At 67.5% G+C, this 20896-nt stretch carries 28 protein-coding genes and 4 tRNA genes; 11 read left to right on the top strand and 21 right to left on the bottom strand.

From position 1 onward, the window contains the following. Positions 1-37: 37 nt before the first annotated feature. Positions 38-460: a DUF2147 domain-containing protein gene (locus QE389_RS01745; RefSeq protein WP_307364058.1), complete on the top strand. Its 423-nt coding sequence runs from the start codon at positions 38-40 to the stop codon at positions 458-460. Between the two features lie 77 nt (positions 461-537). On the opposite strand, the gene QE389_RS01740 is transcribed toward QE389_RS01745, so the two are convergent. The 14 genes from QE389_RS01740 to QE389_RS01675 form a co-directional block, all read right to left on the bottom strand. Further along, positions 538-1521: an aldo/keto reductase gene (locus tag QE389_RS01740; RefSeq protein WP_307364056.1), complete on the bottom strand. Its 984-nt coding sequence runs from the start codon at positions 1519-1521 to the stop codon at positions 538-540. A 100-nt stretch (positions 1522-1621) separates the two neighbouring features. Beyond that, positions 1622-1698, bottom strand: a tRNA-His gene (locus tag QE389_RS01735). A 137-nt stretch (positions 1699-1835) separates the two neighbouring features. Then, positions 1836-2549 (bottom strand): energy transducer TonB, encoded by a 714-nt coding sequence (locus tag QE389_RS01730; protein WP_307364055.1) that lies wholly within the window; start codon positions 2547-2549, stop codon positions 1836-1838. A 14-nt stretch (positions 2550-2563) separates the two neighbouring features. Beyond that, complete coding sequence (locus tag QE389_RS01725; RefSeq protein WP_307364053.1) at positions 2564-2998, bottom strand: biopolymer transporter ExbD; 435 nt, start codon at positions 2996-2998, stop codon at positions 2564-2566. A gap of 5 nt (positions 2999-3003) precedes the next feature. Next, entirely contained in the window at positions 3004-3861 is an 858-nt protein-coding gene (locus QE389_RS01720; protein ID WP_307368854.1) for a MotA/TolQ/ExbB proton channel family protein, read from the bottom strand. Positions 3862-4378: 517 nt separating this feature from the next. Beyond that, positions 4379-4454, bottom strand: a tRNA-Phe gene (locus QE389_RS01715). 63 nt (positions 4455-4517) lie between these two features. Beyond that, positions 4518-4682 (bottom strand): DNA gyrase inhibitor YacG, encoded by a 165-nt coding sequence (locus QE389_RS01710; protein ID WP_307364051.1) that lies wholly within the window; start codon positions 4680-4682, stop codon positions 4518-4520. Between the two features lie 3 nt (positions 4683-4685). Further along, positions 4686-5717, bottom strand: a complete 1032-nt coding sequence (locus QE389_RS01705) for a ribonuclease E/G (protein ID WP_307364050.1) — start codon at positions 5715-5717, stop codon at positions 4686-4688. After that, positions 5714-6289 (bottom strand): nucleoside triphosphate pyrophosphatase, encoded by a 576-nt coding sequence (locus QE389_RS01700; protein WP_307364048.1) that lies wholly within the window; start codon positions 6287-6289, stop codon positions 5714-5716. The genes QE389_RS01705 and QE389_RS01700 overlap by 4 nt, the downstream gene beginning before the upstream one ends. Before the next feature lie 12 nt (positions 6290-6301). Then, entirely contained in the window at positions 6302-6520 is a 219-nt protein-coding gene (gene infA, locus QE389_RS01695; protein WP_008261544.1) for a translation initiation factor IF-1, read from the bottom strand. A 103-nt stretch (positions 6521-6623) separates the two neighbouring features. Further along, entirely contained in the window at positions 6624-7091 is a 468-nt protein-coding gene (locus QE389_RS01690; RefSeq protein ID WP_307364047.1) for a UPF0262 family protein, read from the bottom strand. Then, entirely contained in the window at positions 7088-7573 is a 486-nt protein-coding gene (locus QE389_RS01685; RefSeq protein WP_307364045.1) for a DUF2948 family protein, read from the bottom strand. Before QE389_RS01685 ends, QE389_RS01690 begins: the two co-directional genes overlap by 4 nt. Next, positions 7563-8852 carry a UDP-N-acetylglucosamine 1-carboxyvinyltransferase gene (murA, locus tag QE389_RS01680; protein ID WP_307364043.1) on the bottom strand — a complete coding sequence of 430 codons (1290 nt, stop codon included), beginning with the start codon at positions 8850-8852 and terminating at the stop codon, positions 7563-7565. Before murA ends, QE389_RS01685 begins: the two co-directional genes overlap by 11 nt. Positions 8853-8954: 102 nt before the next feature. Beyond that, a complete protein-coding gene (locus QE389_RS01675; protein ID WP_307364041.1) occupies positions 8955-9143 on the bottom strand; it encodes a hypothetical protein in 189 nt (62 codons plus the stop codon). Between the two features lie 110 nt (positions 9144-9253). On the opposite strand from QE389_RS01675, the gene QE389_RS01670 reads away from it, so the two are divergent. Next, positions 9254-9328: transfer RNA gene (locus QE389_RS01670), tRNA-Thr, on the top strand. 66 nt (positions 9329-9394) lie between these two features. Here the strand turns inward: QE389_RS01670 and QE389_RS01665 are convergent. From QE389_RS01665 to lipB, 5 genes are all read right to left on the bottom strand, one after another. Then, positions 9395-9547 (bottom strand): hypothetical protein, encoded by a 153-nt coding sequence (locus QE389_RS01665; protein WP_307364039.1) that lies wholly within the window; start codon positions 9545-9547, stop codon positions 9395-9397. A gap of 81 nt (positions 9548-9628) precedes the next feature. After that, positions 9629-10135 (bottom strand): hypothetical protein, encoded by a 507-nt coding sequence (locus QE389_RS01660; RefSeq protein WP_307364037.1) that lies wholly within the window; start codon positions 10133-10135, stop codon positions 9629-9631. A gap of 61 nt (positions 10136-10196) precedes the next feature. Further along, positions 10197-10685 carry a peptide-methionine (R)-S-oxide reductase MsrB gene (msrB, locus tag QE389_RS01655; RefSeq protein WP_307364035.1) on the bottom strand — a complete coding sequence of 163 codons (489 nt, stop codon included), beginning with the start codon at positions 10683-10685 and terminating at the stop codon, positions 10197-10199. Between the two features lie 101 nt (positions 10686-10786). Beyond that, on the bottom strand, positions 10787-12271 hold the full coding sequence (locus QE389_RS01650) for a hypothetical protein (RefSeq protein WP_307364033.1): 1485 nt from the start codon (positions 12269-12271) through the stop codon (positions 10787-10789). A 109-nt stretch (positions 12272-12380) separates the two neighbouring features. Then, positions 12381-13097 carry a lipoyl(octanoyl) transferase LipB gene (gene lipB, locus QE389_RS01645; protein WP_307364031.1) on the bottom strand — a complete coding sequence of 239 codons (717 nt, stop codon included), beginning with the start codon at positions 13095-13097 and terminating at the stop codon, positions 12381-12383. 63 nt (positions 13098-13160) lie between these two features. Between lipB and QE389_RS01640 the strand changes: the two genes are divergently transcribed. From QE389_RS01640 to QE389_RS01615, 6 genes are all read left to right on the top strand, one after another. Beyond that, positions 13161-13412: a FliM/FliN family flagellar motor switch protein gene (locus QE389_RS01640; RefSeq protein ID WP_307364029.1), complete on the top strand. Its 252-nt coding sequence runs from the start codon at positions 13161-13163 to the stop codon at positions 13410-13412. 171 nt (positions 13413-13583) lie between these two features. Beyond that, a tRNA-Leu gene (locus QE389_RS01635) sits at positions 13584-13668 on the top strand. A gap of 65 nt (positions 13669-13733) precedes the next feature. After that, on the top strand, positions 13734-15152 hold the full coding sequence (gene mgtE / locus QE389_RS01630; protein WP_307364027.1) for a magnesium transporter: 1419 nt from the start codon (positions 13734-13736) through the stop codon (positions 15150-15152). A gap of 79 nt (positions 15153-15231) precedes the next feature. Then, complete coding sequence (locus QE389_RS01625) at positions 15232-16194, top strand: lysozyme (RefSeq protein ID WP_307364024.1); 963 nt, start codon at positions 15232-15234, stop codon at positions 16192-16194. 43 nt (positions 16195-16237) lie between these two features. Continuing rightward, positions 16238-17401: an isovaleryl-CoA dehydrogenase gene (locus QE389_RS01620; protein WP_307364022.1), complete on the top strand. Its 1164-nt coding sequence runs from the start codon at positions 16238-16240 to the stop codon at positions 17399-17401. Between the two features lie 113 nt (positions 17402-17514). After that, on the top strand, positions 17515-18279 hold the full coding sequence (locus QE389_RS01615) for an exopolysaccharide biosynthesis protein (RefSeq protein ID WP_307364020.1): 765 nt from the start codon (positions 17515-17517) through the stop codon (positions 18277-18279). Positions 18280-18317: 38 nt separating this feature from the next. On the opposite strand, the gene flaF is transcribed toward QE389_RS01615, so the two are convergent. Both flaF and flbT read right to left on the bottom strand, forming a co-directional pair. Further along, positions 18318-18680: a flagellar biosynthesis regulator FlaF gene (gene flaF / locus QE389_RS01610; protein ID WP_307364018.1), complete on the bottom strand. Its 363-nt coding sequence runs from the start codon at positions 18678-18680 to the stop codon at positions 18318-18320. Beyond that, a complete protein-coding gene (gene flbT / locus QE389_RS01605) occupies positions 18640-19062 on the bottom strand; it encodes a flagellar biosynthesis repressor FlbT (protein WP_307364016.1) in 423 nt (140 codons plus the stop codon). Before flbT ends, flaF begins: the two co-directional genes overlap by 41 nt. Positions 19063-19221: 159 nt before the next feature. Here flbT and QE389_RS01600 point away from each other — a divergent pair, with 159 nt between their 5' ends. From QE389_RS01600 to QE389_RS01590, 3 genes are all read left to right on the top strand, one after another. Next, positions 19222-19674 carry a hypothetical protein gene (locus QE389_RS01600; RefSeq protein ID WP_307364015.1) on the top strand — a complete coding sequence of 151 codons (453 nt, stop codon included), beginning with the start codon at positions 19222-19224 and terminating at the stop codon, positions 19672-19674. Between the two features lie 33 nt (positions 19675-19707). Then, on the top strand, positions 19708-19899 hold the full coding sequence (locus QE389_RS01595) for a hypothetical protein (RefSeq protein ID WP_307364013.1): 192 nt from the start codon (positions 19708-19710) through the stop codon (positions 19897-19899). Between the two features lie 105 nt (positions 19900-20004). Next, a complete protein-coding gene (locus tag QE389_RS01590) occupies positions 20005-20865 on the top strand; it encodes a MoxR family ATPase (protein ID WP_307364011.1) in 861 nt (286 codons plus the stop codon). Positions 20866-20896: the final 31 nt, after the last annotated feature.

Below are 20896 nucleotides of genomic sequence, written 5' to 3'. Positions count from 1 at the left end.
ACGGACGCCCGGATGCGTTCGAGCAGAGGAAGCGACCATGAAGATCAAGATCATGCTGGCGGCGGCGGCCCTGGCGGCCGGCCTGGCCTCTCCCGCCCTGGCCGGCGACCCGACCGGCCTGTGGCAGACCCCGACCAACGGCGGCCAGGTCCGCATCAGCCGCTGCGGCCAGGCCCTGTGCGGCGTGCTGGTCACGTCGGACCACATCCGCCGCGATCCCAATGTGCGCGACGAGCGGAACCGCAACGCCGAACTGCGCGGCCGGACCCTTCGCAACCTGCCCATGCTGACCGGCTTCACCGGCGGACCGACCGAATGGCGCAACGGCTCGGTCTATAATCCGGCGGACGGCGGCACCTATCGCGGGACCATCACCATGACCAACGACAACAGCCTGCGTCTGCGCGGCTGCATCGTCGCCCCCCTGTGCAAGACCCAGACCTGGACCCGCATCCAGTAGGTCGTCTTCGGCGTCGAAACAGAAAGGCCCGGTCGGATCGCTCCGGCCGGGCCTTTTGTCATTCGGGCAGGGGATGATCAGCGGTTCAGCGAACTCATGCCGCCGGGCGCATAGCGCTCGCCCGACGTCGCCCCGCGCGGGAAGACCGCCTCGATCCGCGCCAGGTCTTCCGGCGTCAGAACGAGGTCCGCCGCCGCCACGTTCTGCTCCAGGGTCGCGATCCGGCGCGTGCCGGGGATGGGGACCAGATCGTCGCCCTGCGCCAGCACCCAGGCCAGGGCCAGCTGTGCGGCCGTCACGCCCTTGTCGGCGGCGATGACGCCCACGGCATCCACCAGGTCCAGGTTCTTCTGGAAGTTGTCGCCGGCGAAGCGCGGATTGGTGCGCCGGAAATCGTCGGGCGCCAGATCGTTGATCGACTTGATCTCGCCCGACAGGAAGCCCCGGCCCAGCGGACTATAGGGCACGAAGCCGATTCCCAGTTCGCGCACCACATCCAGCAGTTCGTCTTCCGGGTCGCGGCTCCACAGGGAGTATTCCGTCTGCAGGGCCGTGATCGGATGGGTCGCCTGGGCCCGGCGCAACGTCTCGGGCGCGGCCTCCGACAGGCCCAGGAAGCGCACCTTGCCTTCCTTGACCAGTTCGGCCATGGCCCCGACCGTCTCCTCGATCGGCGTATTGGGGTCGATGCGGTGCTGGTAATAGAGGTCGATATGATCGACGCCCAGACGGCTCAGGCTGCCTTCCACCGCGCGCCGCACATTGGCGGGTGAGCCGTCGGTGATGGCCGATCCGTCGGGTTGGCGGTTGATGCCGAACTTGGTGGCGATGAAGGCTTGGTCGCGCCGGTCGTTCAGCGCCTTGCCGACCAGCACCTCGTTTGTGTGCGGCCCGTACATCTCGGCCGTGTCGAACAGGGTGACGCCCAAGTCCAGGGCGCGGTGGATGACGGCGATGGACTGGGCCTCGTCGGCCGCGCCGTAGAAGGCGCTCATACCCATGCAGCCCAGGCCGATGGCCGAAACCTCAGGGCCGTCGCGGCCCAGTTTGCGCGTCTTCATGAGGCGCTCTCCCTGTCGATGTGGGGAATCGGCGATCCTGCCGACAGTCAGGAGATGGGCGCAGCGCCCGGACGCCGCAAGATCGCCGGCGTCATTACGATGGTACCGCCTCTCAGGCTTGAACTGAGGACCTCCGGTTCCACAAACCGGCGCTCTAACCAACTGAGCTAAGGCGGCCCGCGCATCGCGAGGCGCGTTCTCTACCCAGCCTGACGTATCCGATCAAGCGGGTTTGTCGCCTTTGCACCGCCCGGCCCAAAGAAAAACGCCCCGGAGATCGCTCTCCGGGGCGTCTGTCAGATTGAGGCGTCGGCCTACTGAAGGCGGAAGCGAACCGTAAAGCGCGCCTGGCCGCCCTGGGCCACACCATCGACCGTACCGGGCGAGAATCGCGCCGACCGCATGGCCGAAAGCGCTTCGCGTCCGAAACCGGCGCCCGACGGCGTCTCGGAGACCACGCTGCAGTTCGTCGCCGAACCGTTCGCCTGGACCGAGCACAGCAGAACGACCGTACCTTGCTCGATGCCCCGCTCCTGCGCACGCGCAGGAAACTCGGGTTGAGGTTGGCGAGCCCAGGCCACCGAGGTGGTGACGGCAGGCCGGGCCGGAGCCGGAGGCGCGGGCGGCGGCGGCGGTCCGGGGACGACGACGGGCGGACCCGTGTACTCGACCCGATCTTCCTTCTTCGTCGGCGTGATGTTCACCGGCGGAGGCGGAACGATGTTCGGAACCGGAGCCGGCACGCGCACCTGAAGCTTCGGCGGCGGAGGCTGGTCCGTCGGCGGCGGGGGCGGAGGCGGAGGCGGCGGAGGCGGCGGAACCGGCTCGACCAACTCCACATCGACCTTATCGTCGACGTAGTTGAATTCCTTCAACTTGAACTTCGACTGCTGCAGGAAAAACAGCAGCAGGGCGAACATGATGGTGACGATCAGCAAGCAGACCGTGAGCACAGGGTACGACACCCCCATGAACCCCTTGGCCTTGGGTACGTCGTAACGACTGCGATGATATTCGACGTCTGTCATACTATCTCCGCGTCCTATTGCGTCGCCTGGTCTTCACCGACCAGTGCAACGCTGTAGAAGCCGTTATCCTGCAGGGCGTTCATGACCTGCATGAAGTCGCCGTAGCGAGTGTTCTGGTCGGCCCGAATGAAAATCCGCTCGTCGGCAGGGTTCCGGGAGCCGATCTGTTTGGTCAGATCCTCTCCCAGGCTGCCGATGCTGGTCACGAAATCGCCCACATAGACGGAACCGTCGTTCTGGATCGAGATATAGACCGGCTTGGGCGGGTTCGGGGCCGCCTTGGCGACGGCGATTGGCAACTCCACGGGCACCGACACGGAGGCGAGCGGCGCCGCCACCATGAAGATGATGAGGAGGACGAGCATGATGTCCACGAACGGGGTGACGTTGATGTCACTGTTCGCTTCGACCACGTTGCCAGCGCCGCCTGTGTTGAGCTTGGCGGCCATCCGTCTTACGCCCCCTTGTCGAGCTGACGCGAGATGCCGTTCAGCAGTTCGGCGGCGAAGCCGTCGGCGCGGGTGCCGTAACCGGCGATGCGGGTGTTGAAGTAGTTGTAGAACACCACGGACGGGATAGCGGCGGCCAGACCGATGCCGGTGGCCAGCAGGGCTTCAGCGATACCCGGGGCGACGACGGCCAGGTTGGTCGTATTCGATTCCGCGATACCGATGAAGGAGTTCATGATGCCGTACACGGTGCCGAACAGACCGACGAACGGGCCGATCGAACCGACCGAAGCCAGGAACTGCTGGCCGCCCGACAGGCGCTTGGCCAGGCCGGACTGAACGGCGGAGACGGCGGCGGTGGCGCGGGCCATGGCGTTGTCCAGGTGGTCGCCCGTGACCGAAAGGCCGGCTTGACGCGACATTTCGATTTCTTCGGTGGCGGCGGCGGCCATGTCGGCCAGCGGATTGCCGTCGAACTCCTCCTGCGTCGCCACGGCGCGCATGTCGGCGATGGTGCGAGCGCCGCGGAAGTTTTCCAGGAAAGCGTCGGTCTTGCGGTTCAGAGAGCCGAACTCGAACAGCTTGATGAGCAGCAGGGTCCAGGAGAAGATCGAGGCGAGCAGCAAGCCGGCCATCACGACCTTAACGACCACGGTGGCTTCCATGAACATGGAGATCGGCGTGATGCCGCTGCTGTGGTGGCCGCCAACGGCTTCGTTGACGCTGGTGGGCGCCGCCGCCGCAGCCGGAGCCGTGGCCGGGGTGGGCTCGGCCGGGGCCTGCGCCAGAACCGGCGAGCTCGCCATCAGCACGGCGGCGCCGGCCATGGCGAGAAGGATGTTCGTCTTTTTGCTGTTCAGCATAGTTCGCCAGTTCCTGCTTGGTCTGACTCGTGGAACCAAAGGCGCGGCCGTGTCAAAGAGCCGCCCCCCAACCTGAAATGTTTCCTTCGACGCGCCGCGTCCACTCGGGATCACGCCACCGTCGAATTCTTGGTGGAGACGTATCCGGTCGCCCGAACCGCCTCCGATGACGGAATGGTCGAAGGGAAACCCCCTCGCCGCTCGCATTAACCCCCTCGGGAGAGGGCGTCCCAACCCCTTTGACGAACCCTTACCGGAGCGTCAAGGGCGTAAGGCCCGATTTCACCCAACCTGGAACGGTTAAAGGGAAGTCTTGCCGGACACAGGCATACGACCGGCGAAACGCGACATTTTCATGATGTTTATCCACCAATTAGCGCAAACTTGTTCGAAGGCTGATCGCTAGAGCAGATTCGTGCGCGGCAATCGCCGAACAGCGCAAAGCGATTGCCGAACGCACACGTCACAGGGTCGAAACGTCTGGGGGAGGTCGAACGCCGGCAAGATTGTCAGGGAATGGTGCCTGGAGGCGGATTCGAACCACCGACACGCGGATTTTCAATCCGCTGCTCTACCAACTGAGCTATCCAGGCGCCGACGCGGCGTCGCGAGAGGCGGGTCTATAGGCGAGCCGTTTCCGCCTGTCCAGCGCCGTTTCAGTCCTTTTCGCCCTCTTCTTCGGCCGCCTCGTCGAGGGCGGCGGGAATGGCGTAGGCGCCGGTGAACCAGCGCTGCAGATCGACATCCGAACAGCGGCGCGAGCAGAAGGGCTTATACCGGGGATCCGGCTCGGCCTTGCGGCAGATGGGGCACAGGCTCAACGGTCAGGGCTCCTGGATGCGGCCACGCCCGGCCGGGGCGGCGGGATCGACCTGGACTGCGGCGCGCGGCCCAAGGCGGGCGGCCAGAGGCGCGGCGACACGGGCCTCTTCGGGATGGCAATACGCCACCAGCCGGGGGGCGCGCGTGTCGGACAGCATCTGTCGCCGCAACGCCCGCACCAGGGCCAGGGCGCGGGTCTGGACCGTCGCCGCCCCGTCGGCGCCGCGCAACACCTCTTCTATGGGGGCCTCGCGCCACGGCAGCGACAACTGCATCAGACCGAACCGGCTGACCGGGCCGAACACCGCCTGCGGTTCATGGGCGAACGCCGCCCGCGCCGCCTTCATCTGCGCCTCGGCCTCCTGCCCGTCCCCGACAAGGTCGATCACCACCAGCCCGCCCCAGCGCTTCAGGCCGATCAGACGCGCGGCCTGACGCAGACCTTCGCGGTTCGCCGCCGCGCGCCCCTGTTTCGGATCGCGTCCGCCCGAGGCGGCGTAGTCGATGTCGACCGCCGCCAGGGCGCGGGTCCGCTCCAGCGCCAGATCGATTCCGTGCGACATAAAGACGTGGGTGGCGCTCAGGGCCTCCTCCTCCGCCTCGATCCCCGCGTCGATGGCCGCCAGGTCCGTGATTGATTCCACGTCAGGCGCGAGGACCCGCAACCGTTCCGCGACGTCGGGCGCGGCCTGAAGCAGGCGCGGCGGCCCCTCCCCCGACCCCAGGCGACGAAGGGTCGCGCCCTTGCCCCGGCGCGGCTCGGCGACGACCGCCACCTCCAGGCGTTCGCCCCGGATCGGGCGGTCCTGGCGCTTCAGGGGCAGAAAGCCCGGCGTGGCCCCGCCCAGATCGACGAAGGCGCCGCGCAGGCCCGGATTGATTTCCACCACCCGGCCGATCGACCGCGCCCCCAGCCGCGTCTCCGCCGGGTCGTCTTCGCGCTGGATCAGAAGATGGGTGCAGCGCCCGTCGCGCAGGACGACGCCGCGCGTCTCGCCCGGCGTCTCGTCGAGGAAGACCTCGACCGCGCTCATGTGCGCCAGCCGACGCCGCGCAGCAGTTGGACGGCTTCATAAAGCGGCAGGCCCATCACCGAGGAATGGCTGCCCACGATTCTCTGGATGAAGGCGCCCGCCGGACCCTGAATGCCGTATCCACCCGCCTTGCCTCGCCAGTCGCCCCCGGCGACATAGGCGGCGATCTCGGCCTGGGACAGCGGTTTGAAGGTCACGCGGGTCTCGTTGACGCGCGACGACACCTGCCCGTCCCGCACCACGGCCACGCCGGTGAAGACGCGGTGATTGCGCCCGGACAACAGTTTCAGGAACCGCGTCGCCTCGGCCTCGTCCGCGGCCTTTTCCAGAAAGCGTCGGCCCACGGCAACGACCGTGTCGGCGGCGACGACCACCGCCTCGGGCCGGCGCGCGGCGACGACCTGGGCCTTGGTGATCGCCAGCCGGGCGGCCAGACGCGGCGGCGTCTCACCCTTCAGCGGCGTCTCGTCGATATCGGCGGGGTCGATGTGGTCGGGCGTGATGCCGACCTGCGCCAGCAGTTCGATGCGGCGCGGGCTGGCCGAAGCCAGCACCAGGTCCGGAGAGGCCAAGCCGGCCGCTCCTTACTTGAAGCGATAGGTGATGCGGCCCTTGGTCAGGTCATAGGGCGTCATCTCGACCAGCACCTTGTCCCCAGCCAGGACGCGGATGCGGTTCTTGCGCATCTTGCCGGCGGTGTGGGCGATGATCTCGTGGTCGTTCTCGAGCGTCACGCGAAAAGTGGCGTTAGGCAGCAGTTCGCTGACAGTGCCGGGAAACTCGAGCAGTTCTTCCTTAGCCATGCGGCCTCTCACGCCCGTCTGAAATGCGTTCGGCTCCACGCCGGGCGGCTGCGTGGAGCGGAATGGACGGGCCTATTGCCCGAAAAAGCAGAGATAGTCGAGGTCAGCCGCGACGGTAGAGGGCGCACAGCAGGGTGAACAGCCGACGCGCCGTCTCGTGATCCACGACGATCTTGCCGTCCAGCCGGGCCGCCAGCTGTTCGGCGCCCTCGTTGTGCAGGCCGCGCCGGCCCATGTCGACCGACTCGATCTGGCTGGCCGACGATCCGCGCAGCGCCTCGTAATAGCTGTCGCAGATCAACAGATAATCCTTCACCACCCGCTTCAGCGGCGTCAGGCTGATAGCGTAGGTGCGCGCGAAGTCCGCCCCCGTCAGATCGAACACCAGCCGGTTGTCCTGCAGCGACAACTTCAGCTGATACGGCCCGCCCTCGGCGCCCACGGGTTGGAAACTGTTTTTTTCGATCAGGTCGAAGATGGCGACCCGCCGCTCATGTTCGATCTCGGCCGTCGCGGCGGGCAGGGTCGCGGCGTCCAACTCGACCGAGGCCAGCCTGTGAGGTCCGCTCATGCCGCGTCTCCAGCGTCGTTCAGCGCGTCGTCCAGATGGGTCGGGGCGACCCGCGCAGGCCACCGTTCGGAGATGTCCGCGACCACCGCGTCCAGGCATTCGACGTCGATCCGCAAATCCCCGCCGCCGGCGAACATCAGGATCACGCGGCCGCCCGGCGCCTCGGTCGGCATGAAGTCCAGCGCCAGCAGTTCCAGCGAGGCGTCCGGATTGCGCGGCAGCCGCCGGCTCTTGACCGCCAGAACGTCGCCGAACTGCATGGCGGACATCACCCGCGTTCCCCCGCATTCCCAGCAGAAGCGGCTGAAGGCGATGGTCAGCGTCCGGGCCTGCTTGGCCCAGACGACGTCGACCGGCCGCAGGATCGCGTCCTGCAGCGCGGCCGAAATGATCTGAAGATCGTCGGCGTCCTCGGCCAGAAGACGCAGCGGCTCGACCGGCGCCTTGGTTTCGGAAACGACTCCGTCGATCTCAGTGCTCATCACCTGTTCCCTTTATGCGGCGGATGGACGCTCCGCACGCGCCGAGCTTCTCCTCCAAACGCTCGAAACCGCGATCCAGATGATAGACGCGACCGACCGTGGTTTCCCCCTCCGCGACAAGGCCGGCGATGACCAGACACATGGAGGCGCGCAGATCGGTCGCCATCACCTGGGCGCCGTGCAGCACCGGCACGCCGGTCACATGGGCCTCCCCGGCGTGAACCGAGATATCGGCGCCCAGCCGCGCCAGTTCCGGCACATGCATGAAGCGGTTTTCGAAGATCGTCTCGCGCACCGTGCTGACGCCCTCGGCCGTGGTCATCAAAGCCATGAACTGCGCCTGCAGGTCGGTGGCGAAGCCCGGATAGATGGCCGTCTCCACGTCCACGGCCTTCAGCCGCTGCCTGGGATCGCGCCTGATCCGCACGCCGTCTTCGGTGGGCGTCACCTCGACGCCGGCCGCGATCATCCGGTCGGTCAGCGAATCGATCAGCTCGGCCCGCGCCTTGGTCAGCCGCACCTCGCCCCCCGCCATGGCGGCGGCGACGGCGTAGGAGCCCATTTCGATCCGGTCGGGAATCACCGACCAGGTCGTTCCGTTCAGGGACGACACGCCCGTGATCGTCAGGACATCGGTGTCGATCCCGTCGATCTTCGCCCCCATGGCGGTCAGACAGCGCGCCAGGTCGCCGATTTCCGGCTCGCGCGCGGCGCGGCGCAGCACCGTCGTCCCCTGCGCCAGCACGGCGGCCAGAAGCGCGTGCTCGGTCGCCCCGACGGAGACGAAAGGAAACTCGATCTCGGCGCCCCGCAGCCCCTTGGACGCGCGCGCGGTGACATAGCCCTCTTCCAGCTCGATCTCGGCCCCCAGCGCCGTCAGCGCCTGCAGATGCAGATCGACCGGCCGCGCCCCGATCGTGCAGCCGCCGGGCAGAGAGACCTTGGCCTCCCCCGTCCGCGTCAGCAGCGGCCCCAGCACGTTGAACGAGGCCCGCATCTGCCGCACCAGGTCATAGGGCGCGAAGGTCGATGTCAGGGTCTTGGCGTTGAACAGGCTTTCCTGGCCGTCCGCCCCGTCGCTTTCCGTCACCTCGATCCCGAACTGCCGCAACAGCTGGCCCAGGAAACGGGTGTCGGCCAGCCGCGGCATATTGGTCAGCCGCAGGGGCTGATCCGTCAGAATCGAGGCGGCCATCAGCTTGATGGCGGAATTCTTGGCGCCGCTGACGGGAATGTCCCCATGCAGCTGAGCGCCGCCCTGAATGGCGATACTATCCATAGACGTCCTTAAGCGCGCCCCAGGGCGACGCCGTGGGGGATCGTTCTCTAGCAAGCCGGCCGCCGCTTGCCAAAGGGCGCAGCGGCCGCACGGCGATGAACTTCAGTTGCTATCTTTCGGCGCGGCCGGCGTGCGCGCAGGCGTCTTGCGCCGTCGCAGATTGGCCCGAAGCGCCGAAGCCAGCCGCATCGCCTTCTCGGCCTTGGCCCGCGCGGCGTCGCTGGGCGCGGCCTCCGGCGGCGCGACGGCGGGAGCGGCGGATGGATCGGCGTCGTGGGGAGCGCGAGTCATGCCGGGATCATGGCGTGATCGGCGGCCATGTCCAAACTTTCTTTCGGTGGATCAAAATCGGGCTTCCCACGTCGGAAGGGTTTGGCTATACGGCCGCTTCCTCAGTCGGGGCCGCCGTAGCTCAGTGGTAGAGCGCATCCTTGGTAAGGCTGAGGTCGTGGGTTCGATTCCCCCCGGCGGCACCATCTGAGATCCCGAAATCGCAAAGACTCATTCCCCAACCGGGGACACCGCAGTCCGCGTCGGCCATGTCAGATCAGGTGCAGCAACATGGCTTCGACATGGGACCAGCTGTGGATCAGCTGAGCGCCCACGGCCACGCCCAGGCCGACCAGCGGCGACAGGATCAGGGCCCGGCGGAAGCGATGGGCCCAATAGACGGCTTCTCCGACGGCGACGGCCATCAACATCTTCTCGTCCCCAGACGATCATTACGACTTTATGACGTTAACGCAGTCTGGTCGCCTCAAGAGCGCTGCGAGAATTCAGTCGCGCGCGCCGTCCTTGCTCCAGTCGAAGCCGACCGACATCGACCGGCTCAACGAATCGGCGCCGCGATAGCCGCCGAAGCCGTAGCGCGGATAGGCGTAGCCGGGCGTCAGCCAATAGTCGTTCTTGCCTTCGCGATAGGCCAGGTTCAGCCGCCCGTTCTCGCCGATCGGCAGGGACAACGCCGCGCCATAGCTGCGATAGCCGCCGGTGCCGAGGCCCGCCTCGACCATGCCATGCATTTGGCGATCGTCGGCCGGGGCGGACGCGACCGCCTGCTCGAACGATTCGCCCGGCGTGCGCGAGGCGATCCAGGTCTGGATCTGCTGTTCGGTGGTCATGCCGTGCGGGGCGGCGTCCTGGGCGGTGGGCGCGGGCGCTTCGACCGCCGGCTGGGGCGCGGCCATGGCCGCCGCGACGCCCGACGAATTGGCCGGCGCCGTCGTCACCACGCCGTCGGGATCGACCAGGGCCATAACGCTTAAAAGCACGGCGATCGACATGAACAGTCTCCCTTCAGCCGCACCCTAGCACGGCGAATGCGGCCAAGGTCAGGCCAAATGGTCAGGCCAGACCGTCGCCCCGGCCCAGCGGGTCGGGCAGCGGCTGGCCCTTCGGCACGAAACTCAGGGCGATAGAGTTGATGCAGTAGCGGTCGCGGGTCGGCGGCGGCCCGTCGGGAAAGACGTGGCCCTGGTGGCTGCCGCAGCGGGCGCACAGGGTCTCGACTCGCACCATGCCATAGCTGGTGTCGCGCACCTTGCGCACATGGGCCTCGTCCACCGGCTGGGTGAAGCTAGGCCAGCCCGTGCCGCTCTCGAACTTGGCGGCGCTTCGGAAGAGGGGCAGGCCGCACTCGCGGCAGCAGAAGACGCCCTCGCGCTTTTCCCCCAGCAGCGTGCCGCAGAAAGGCGCCTCGGTGCCATGCGACAGCAGGACGCGCTTCTCCTCGGCGTCCAGGTCCGCCTCCAGCCGGGCGCGTTCGTTCGGATCGGGCTGCGTCAGGTCGAAACCGGACGAAGAGCGCAGCATGTCGGGAGCAAGGTCTGTCATGGACCTCAAATGGGAAGGGCCGGGCCGAGGTTCCACCCCCTGCCCGGCCCTGTTCAGGCGAAGACCGCCCGTGTTGCTGGAGCTGTCTTGCTGGATCCGTCTTACTGGAACAGGGTTCCGACCCAGGCGCGCACGGCCGTCTCGTTCGTCGGATCGCCCGTGTAGGCCAGGCCCTGCGACGGGACATAAGGGGCGTCGTTGCCGCGCGTCCGCGTCGTCCACGCCTTGTGACCATAGCTCAGCTCGGCATAGTTGGACGGCAGGCGCATGACCGTGGGCTCGATGAAGATCGAATCCTCGGCCGTGGTCGAACCGGCCAGGCGCACGTTCGGCAGGCGCGTCAGCAGGTCCAGCGTGTCCAGGCAGCCGCCGCTGCAGCCGCCGTCCACCAGGACCACCACCTGGCCCGCGACCGGATTGGCCGCGCCGGTGTCGGGAACCGACGGGCGACCCGGCATGGTGAAGGTCTGCTGACCGGCCGCGATGGCCGAATCGAAGGCGGCGATCAGGGCTTGGGTCTGTTCGATCACCGCGCCCGATTCCTGCACGAAGCGCGGATCGGCCTGCATCCGGCCCAGGGCCTCGGCGTACCATTGGCGATTGCCGGGCGTGGCGCGATAAGTGATGGACCCGGCCTCCGGCTGACGGCTGACCGTGAACTCGGGCGTCCAGATGCGGTTGGCCAGACCATAGCCGCGCGCCGTGGCGTTGATCGAGGCGCCGTGGGCCCCGCGCAGGTCGATGACCACGCCCTTGGCCCCGCGAATGGCCGCGACCTGGGCCTCGACGACGGCGTTGAAGGCGTCCCAGTCGGCGTTGTCGTCAAAGCTGTGGACGTGGACCCAAGGGCGGCCGTCCACCGTTTCGACCGACAGCGGACTGGCCGGCGGCATATAGACCGTGGCGCGATAGGCGGCTTCCAGGCTGGCGGCGTCGGCCGGCTGGGGCTGCATCTGGAACTCGCGGTCGCGGCGGCCGACCTTGAAGGTGCACAGCGAAGGCACCCCGCCGGCGAAGGGGTTGTTGCGGTTCCACAGCAGATAGGGGGCGGTCCGCACCTTGTCCGCCTCGGTCGTCAGGTCGCCTTCCCATCGGTCCAGACGGTCGGCGGCCAGATCGGCGGCGCTCTTGTCGCCGCAGCTGACCAGCGTCGCCCCCACGGGCGGCAGGTTGCGCACGCCGGGCTTCACATAGGACACCACATACTCGCCGTTGCGCCAGGCGGTCGTCACGCCCGGCCAGCCGATGGCGAAGTACGGCCCCAGACCTTCGTAGGTCGGGCGAATGGCGATGTTCGAATCGCGGAATCCGTTGGCGTAGTAGCCCATCAGATAGGCGTGGCTGTCGCCGCTGCTGACGCGGCCGATGCGGCCCTGCGCGTCCTGCAGGCCCGCGTCGATCCAGGCGCGGAAGGTCTCGCCGGCGGGGCCGGGGACGACGGCGGCCGGATGGTTCGCGGCCAGGGCGTCATGGGCGGCCTGAAGGTCCTGTTGCGCCAGGGCGCGGAAGTCCTGGGCTGCGGCGGCCCCGGCTGCGAGGGTCAGCGACAGGACGGCGGCCGATGCGGCGGCGAGCGTGCGGGTCATGGGGTGATGGTCTCCTGGGCCTGCGTTCAAGCGATCAGGGGTCGTTAAACCTTATGCATCCGCGCCTTGCCAAGGGCGCTGGGGCGATTTCACCCGATTGTCGCACGTCTCACAGCGGCGGCGACGCCTTCACGACCGCACCGAACAGCCGGTCGAAGCTGGCGCGCAGGGCGTCGTCCGCCTCGTCCATCGTCGCCAGCACGCCCAGATCGACCAGGCTGGTGACGCCGTGTTCCTGAATGCCGCAGGGCACGATGCCGCTGAAATGATCCAGGTCCGGCTCAACGTTCAGGCTGATTCCGTGGAAGCTGACCCATTTGCGGACCTTCACCCCGATGGCGGCGATCTTGTCCTCGCGCGACCAGCCGGCCCCCTTGCGTTCGACCCAGACGCCGACCCGGCCGGGCCGCACGTCGGCCTCCACCCCGAACCGATCCAGCGCCCCGATCACCCACAGCTCCAGCCCGCGCACGAAGCAGCGCACGTCGCGGCCCCGCCGGTTCAGGTCCAGCATGACGTAGGCCACGCGCTGGCCGGGCCCGTGATAGGTGAACTGCCCCCCGCGCCCGGTGCGATGGACGGGGAATCGCCCCGCATCCAGCAGGTCCTCGTCCCTGGCCGACACCCCGGCGGTGTAGAGCGCCGGATGCTCCAGCAACCAGACCATCTCGGCCGCCTCGCCCGCCGCGATGGCGGCGACCCGCGCATCCATGAAGGCTTCGGCGGCGGCGTAATCGACATATCCGGTCGATACGGCCCATTCGACCGGCCGACCGTCATCCAGACGCAATTTTTCCAGGGCGGGGCTTAACGGCTCAGCAAGCATGACGCTTCAATGTGCAACGCAGGTCGTTTCCGCAAGGGACGGCCCTTGGCGAAGAGAGTTTCCGTGCCGCAGATAAACGCCGTCGATGTCGAAATTTCCGTGGTTCTGGGCCGGTCGGTGCTGCCGATGTCGCAACTGCTGCGCATGGGGCGCGGCGCGGTGATCGCCCTGGACGCCGCAGAGGGCGAAGAAGTCTGGATTCTGGCCAACAACCATCCCGTCGCGCGCGGCGAGATCGAGATTCGCGACGACCGCATCGCCATCACCGTGACGCGCGCCGCCAACGTCTATGACTTCATGGCGGGTTCCGCCTGACCTGATCGGCGAACGGCGGGGGCGCTCCCTGGGTCTCGCCACGCTGATCGCCGCCCGAAAAGGCGTGTGGGCCGCTCGCCTTTTCCTCGCCGCGCGCCACTCGCCCCTCGCCGCTCACTTCCCGCTTTCCTTTTCCAGCGCACTCCGCTATTCGCCGCCGCTCCGATGCGAGCGGTCGTGGCGGAATTGGTAGACGCGCAGCGTTGAGGTCGCTGTGGGGCAACCCGTGGAAGTTCGAGTCTTCTCGACCGCACCATCTGGCTAAACAGGGCGATTCATCGGCTAACTACGGCTGGACATTCTACCAAGGGGGGCGACAACGTGACCAACACGGACCACGCCTTCGCGCCAGCCGAAGCGCCTGACATCGAAGATCACGCCGCCCTGGACGAGGACTATGTCCTCACCCCTCAATTCGTCGAAAAGGTCGTGGACGCCGCCGACGACGGCGACGGGATGCGGCTGCGCTCGCTGCTGGAAGACCTGCACCCGGCGGACGTCGCCGACCTGATGGGCTTCCTGACGGCCGAACACCGCGCCGTCGTCGTGCTGTGGCTGCCGCCCGAGCTTCTGGCCGAAACCCTGCCGGAGCTGGACGACAACATCCGCGAGGAGGTGCTGGAGCGCGTGCCGCACGGCACATTGGCCGAAGCGCTGCAGGAACTGGATTCCGACGACGCCGCCGCCGTCGTCGAGGACCTGGAGGACGATCAGCGCGAGCGCGTCCTGGCCGCCATGCCCGAGGTGGACCGCGCCGCCATCGAAAGCAGCCTGGGCTATGCAGAAGAGTCCGCCGGCCGTCTGATGCAGCGCGAGGTGATGGCCGCGCCCCAGTTCTGGAGCGTGGGCGACACCATCGACCACATCCGCAAACAGGGCGACGACCTGCCCGAGCTGTTCTTCGACATCTATGTGGTCGATCCGCTGAACCGTCCCGTCGGCGGCCTGTCGGTCAGCGCACTGCTGCGCGCGTCGCGCACCGCCGCCCTGTCCGATCTGATGGAGCCGGTCAATGAGATCGCCGTCGATCAGGACCAGGAAGAGGTCGCCTACATCTTCGAGAAATACCACCTGATCTCGGCGCCCGTGGTGGACGCGGCCGGCCGACTGGTGGGCCAGATCACCGTCGACGACATCGTCAACATCATTCAGGAAGAGAACCGCGAGGACATCCTGCGCCTGGCCGGCGTCTCCGACGAGGATCGGGGCTCGTCCGTGCCCGAGATCGTGCGTGGCCGGGTGCCGTGGCTGGCGATCAACCTGGCGACGGCGGCCCTGGGCGCCAGCGTCATCGGCCTGTTCGAGGCCACCATCCAGCAGATCGTCGCCCTGGCCGTCCTGATGCCCATCGTCTCCGCCATCGGCGGCAATGCGGGCACCCAGTCCCTGACCGTCACCGTGCGGGCGCTGGCGACGCGCGAACTGAACTCGGCCAACGCCACGCGCACCTTCTTGCGCGAACTGGTCGTGGGCCTGGCCAACGGCCTGATCCTTGCGCCCCTGATCGGCGTCGCCGCCGGCCTGTGGTTCCGGGACGAGGACTGGAAGATCGGCCTGGTCATCGGCGCGGCCATGATCCTGAACCTCTTGGTCGCGGCCTGTATCGGCGTGCTGACGCCTCTGACCCTGTCCAAGCTGAAGTTCGACCCCGCCGTGTCCTCGGCCGTCTTCGTCACGGCCACCACCGACTTCTTCGGCTTCCTGATCTTCCTCGGCCTGGCCACTGTGGTCTTGCTCTAGCCACACCGGCCGTCGATACGGCGCATCCCTTGCTCGGACTCGCGCAAGGGCGCCGCGCCTGTTTCGAATTGGGTCAAACGTGTCCGACGACGTGCATAAGCCTGCGAAGGTCTCCCGCGAGGGGGTCGTGCTGATCAAGAGCTTCGAGGGCTTTCGCCCCCGGGCCGTTCGGCGCGAAGACGGCGTCTGGGTCATTGGCTACGGCCACACCCTGTCCGCGCGCGAGGGCGCGACCGTTTCGGAAGCCGAGGCCGAGCTTCTGCTCCAATATGACCTGATCCCCGTCGTGAAGGCCGTCAGCGAAGCGGCGCGCGTCTCCCTGAACCCGCATCAGTTCGACGCCCTGGTCAGCTTCGCCTACTCCATCGGAATCGAGCCGTTCCGCGCCTCCGAGGTGGTGGCGCATCTGAACGCCGGCGACCCGGCCCGCGCCGTCGCCGCCATGGCCGAATGGGACGACGCGGGCGCCGCCCGCAAGCCGACGCGCCGCCGCTCGGCCGAGCACGCCCTGTTCAACGCCGCCCCCGGCGTCGCCGTCACCCTGGCAGACCTTCTGGCCGCCCCCCTGCCCTCGCCCTTCGTCGAGGCCGCGCCCGAAACGTCCACCGACGACACGGCCGTCTCGGCCCTGCTGGATCAGGACGTCGCCCCCTTCCCCGAAGCCACCGACGCCGCCACGGCCACGGTTGATGCGGCCGAGGTCCCGCTCACGGCCGCGAACGGCGCCGAACCGGCCCCGGAGGCCGAGGCCGCTGCGGATCCCGAACAGGCGCAGCTCCCCGCCGCGCCCCTGCCCGCCCGTCGCAAGGCCCCCGTCCGCAGGGCCAAGGGCTCCTGGGTCGATCTGGCCACCATCCTGGTGCTGGGGGCCCTGGGGATGCTGGCGGTCGGCGCGGCCATGGCCGCCTTCGTCCGGGCCTCGGTCGCCCCCGGCGGCGATTCCACCCTGATCGGCTGGGTCCTGATCGTCCTGGCGGCTGCCTGCATCGGCGTCTCGGGCTACAACCTCTATCAGCGTTGGGGCCGGCCCGACCGCCCTTAGCCACGCTTTGCGAAACGCCGTGCGCGATGCTACGCCATCGCGCATGAGCATTCCCTTCGCGCCCCAATCCATGGAATTCGGTCTCGGCGAGACCGCAGACGCCATACGCGACACGACCGCCCGCTGGGCCGCCGAACGCCTGGCTCCGCGCGCCGCCGAAATCGACGCCAGGAACGAATTCGCCCGCGACCTCTGGCCCGAGATGGGCGAGTTGGGCCTGCATGGAATCACCGTGGAGGAAGAGTTCGGCGGCCTGGGCCTGGGCTATCTGGAACATGTCGTGGCGATGGAGGAGGTCTCCAGAGCCTCCGCCTCGATCGGCCTGTCCTACGGCGCCCACTCCAACCTGTGCGTCAACCAGATCCGACGCTGGGGCACGCCCGAGCAGAAGACGAAATACCTGCCCCGGCTGATCTCGGGCGAACATGTCGGCTCCCTGGCCATGTCGGAGGCCGGCTCCGGCTCCGACGTCATGTCCATGCGCACCCGCGCCGAGAAGAAGGGCGACCGCTACGTCCTGAACGGGACCAAGTTCTGGATCACCAACGCCCCCCACGCCGAAACCCTGGTGGTTTACGCCCGCACGGGAGAGGGCAACGGCGGCGTCACCGCCTTCCTGATCGAAAAGGGCATGAAGGGCTTCAGCGTCTCCAAGAAGCTGGACAAGATGGGCATGCGCGGCTCCGACACGGCCGAACTGGTGTTCGAGGACTGCGAGGTCCCGCAAGAGAACGTCATGGGCGGCGAAGGGCGCGGCGCAGCGGTCCTCATGAGCGGGCTGGACTACGAACGCGCGGTCCTGTCGGCCGGTCCCCTGGGCATCATGCAGGCCGCTCTGGACGTGGTCCTGCCCTACGTCCGCGACCGCAAGCAGTTCGGCAAGGCCATCGGCTCGTTCCAGCTGATGCAGGGCAAGGTGGCCGATATGTACGTCGCCCTGAACTCGGCCCGCGCCTATGTGTATGCGGTCGCGCGCGCCTGCGATCAGGGCCTGACCACGCGCTATGACGCCGCCGGTGCCATCCTGCTCGCGTCGGAGAACGCCGTGAAGGTCACGCTGGAGGCCGTTCAGGCCCTGGGCGGCGCCGGCTACACCAAGGAATGGCCGGTCGAACGCCTGGTGCGCGACGCCAAACTCTACGACATCGGCGCCGGCACCAACGAGATCCGCCGCTTCCTGATCGGCCGCGAACTGCTGGGAAGCTGAGGCGGCGCGGCGTTCCGCGTCGAATTATCTGAATCTGTTGCCGATCTGTAAGTGGCGGCGCGGGCGGCGACCGACTAGATGGACCCGATATCCCCGCCGAGCGCCCCCGCCTGATGACCGCCCTCTCTGCTCCGAACGATGACCTGAGGCGGTTTTCCGACGTCCTGGAGGACCTTGGCGACGCCCCCGGCGACAAGCTGAGCATGGAGGAACTGGTCGCCGCCTTCGGAGAGCGCGGCTTCGGCGCCATGCTCCTGATCCTGTCGCTCCTGGCGCTGCTGCCCTGGCCGCCGGGCGGCAAGGCGGTGTTCGCCGTTCCGATCATACTGATGGCGCTGGAGCTGGCCTTTCAGCGCACCAGCGTCTGGCTGCCCCGCTGGATGCTGAACACGGCCGTGTCGCGCCAGGCTTACAAGGCCCTGATCCTGTCGCCCATCGCCGCCCCGAACTGGCTGCGACGATGGGTCCAGGGCGCCCGTGTCCGCCTGGCCGGCCGCACCTACGGCTTCACCAATGCGGTGCGGCGCGCCGTGCGGCGGCGGCGGCGGGGAACCAGCGTCCTTAGCATGGTGCGCGCCATCGAGCGGCTCAGCCGCCCGCGTCTCCCCTATCTGACCGGCGAGGCCGCCGACACCGTGACCGGCCTGGTCTGCGTCTTCCTGGCCCTGACCATGGCCCTGCCCATCCCCTTCGGCGACGCCCTGCCGGGGATCGCGCTTTTGCTGTTTTCGCTGGGCATGATGCAGCGCGACGGCGTGGCCATCCTGCTGGGCGTGGTCGCCACCGCCGCGTGCGTGCTCTATCTCTTGCTGGTCTGGGCCACGGTGGTCGAAGCGGCACACCACGTCGCGGTCTGGTTCGGTCGACTGTTCGGATAGGTTCAATCAGTAGGCTGAATGTCGATTGAACCTTGACCTCAGGCCGCCGTCTGCGCCCCCGCCAGGCCCTGCATGATCATCCGGTTGATGTCGATCAGGTCCTGAAAGCTTTCCTCGCCGCGCATCACCGCCGAGGAATGGCGATTGACGAACAGGCTCAGCGAGATGATCTGCGCGCGCATGGGCGCCGCCAGCGCATTGGACGGGTCCGAACAGGCTCCGGCCAGGGTCGACCACAGCCGCCGGTTCCAGTCCAGCGCGTCGATGCGCGCGGCCAGGTCGTTCCCGGGGGTTTCGGAGGCCTGAACCAACGCGCGCGTGACCTGGCCGAACAGTCGGTACTCCAGGTCGCGCGGGGTTTCAGCCCGCGCTGTCGCTGCCTTGTACGCCTGAAGCGGCATTCAGAACTCTCTCTTCGTATTCGACGATCTTACGCGCCGACATCAGCGCCTTGTAGTATTCGCGGGCCAGCACATGGCGCGACGCCGCGACGCACTCCGACAGGATTTCGGGGTTCTTGATCGCCGCCATGAACTCCGACAGTCGCAGCGCCAGTTCGTCGTAGAATTTCGAGGCGCTGCTCTCGTCCAGATACATCATCATGATCGGGAAATAGATGCGCCGTGCGGGCGTAGTCACTTCCTCGGCCTGCATGATGTCCTTTTCGCGCAGGACGCTGGCGCGGTTCTGCAGGATCAGCACCCCGCGCCGGTCGCCGTTCTGGACCACCGCCCCGTTCAGGACGAACTTCTCGCCGGGCTTGAGGGACAGCTTCAGGGCCATGGACGACCGTTCTCCAAGCGGGGCGGGCGGCGCCTTGCCGACCTGTCGCCGATAAGGCCCATCCTAAGGCGTCAGGGGTTAACCATCCCTTGTCTGCCGTTCTCCCTGTGCGGAACGCCGCCGGGCAGGCGGCGTTCTCATCGACAACAGGAGACGCCCATGCCGGACAACGATTATCAGGACGACCAGGCCCAGTCGGAAACCTTCGACGAAACCCACATCGACGACGAAGGCGACGGCGACCTGCTACTGGACGAAGCCGATCAGGTTCTGGACGTGACCCAGGCCGACGGCGACGCCGAAGAGGACGCCTTCGACGAAGACGACATCGACCTGGACGACCGGATGGCTCTGGACGGCATCGAGCGCGAGGCCGACGCCATACTGGGCGCCGACGCCGCCCGCGTCAGCCAGTCGGACGCCGACGGCGCGCCCCAGGAAGCCCCCGACGAGGTGGAGCTGGTCTATACCGGCCTGATGCGAAACGTCCGGGGCGCCCAGGCCAGCGCCGCCCACTGGGAGGCCAAGCGCCTGTCCGACGACGACATCGCCGACCTGGGCTACGGCCCGGACGCCGACGCCGACGACGATGCCGACCGTCCCTCCAATTGATCCTTGCCCACCGCCCTTGAAGGAGCGAACGCCATGACCGAAGACCGCCGCCGCGATCAGACCCCCGACGATCCCCACGCCGTCCGTTGCCCGCCCGAGGACGGCAAGCCCGACCAACTGCACAAACGCGACGAAAGCGAGAACCGCCAGGAAGCCCTGGTGGACGAGGGGTTGGAAGAAACCTTCCCCGCCAGCGACCCCGTCTCGCCCAAACGCATCACCTGATCGAGGTCCAGGCCGCTGTTCAGGCTCGGCTGTTCAGGCCCGGCTGTTCAGGCCCGTTTCAATCCGCTACGCGCTGATCGACACAGTGATGCGGGAGCGGATGCCATGAGCCGGTTCGAGGGCACGGAAAACTACATCGCCGCCAGCGACCTGAAGGTGGCGGTCAACGCCGCGGTCGCTCTTGAAAGGCCGCTGCTCATCAAGGGCGAGCCGGGCACAGGCAAGACCGTCCTGGCCTATGAGATCGCCAGGGCCTTCGACGCGCCCCTGATCACCTGGCATGTCAAATCGACGACCAAGGCTCACAATGGCCTTTACGAGTACGACGCCGTCAGCCGACTGCGCGACAGCCAGCTGGGCGAGGCGCGCGTCCACGACGTCCGCAACTACCTGAAGAAGGGCAAGCTGTGGGAGGCTTTCACCGCCCCCGTGCGCCCCGTCCTGCTGATCGACGAGATCGACAAGGCCGACATCGAGTTCCCCAACGACCTGCTGCAGGAACTCGATCGGATGGAGTTCTACGTCCAGGAGACGGACGAGACGATCCGCGCCGAGGTGCGCCCTATCGTCATCATCACCTCCAACAACGAAAAGGAGCTGCCGGACGCCTTCCTGCGCCGCTGCTTCTTCCACTACATCCGCTTCCCCGACGCCGACACCCTGGCCGCCATCGTCGCGGTCCACTTCCCCAGCATCAAGCCGCGCCTGGTGTCCGAAGCCCTGAAGACCTTCTATGAAATCCGCGACACGCCGGGCCTGAAGAAGAAGCCCTCCACCTCCGAACTTCTGGACTGGTTGAAGCTGCTGCTGGTCGAGGACATCGACGCCGAGACCCTGCGCGAGAAGACGCCCAACAAGGTGATCCCGGCCCTGCACGGCGCCCTGCTGAAGAACGAGCAGGATGTGCATCTGTTCGAACGCCTGGCCTTCCTGAACCGGCGCGAGGGGTCGCGGCCCGGCGGCTGAACCGCGGCCGGCGCCTTAACGCGATTTCACT

Origin of the sequence: Brevundimonas sp. SORGH_AS_0993 (assembly GCF_030818545.1) — a bacterium.
In the GTDB taxonomy this organism is placed as follows: Bacteria; Pseudomonadota; Alphaproteobacteria; order Caulobacterales; family Caulobacteraceae; genus Brevundimonas.
This window is presented reverse-complemented; position numbering and strand designations above follow the sequence as displayed.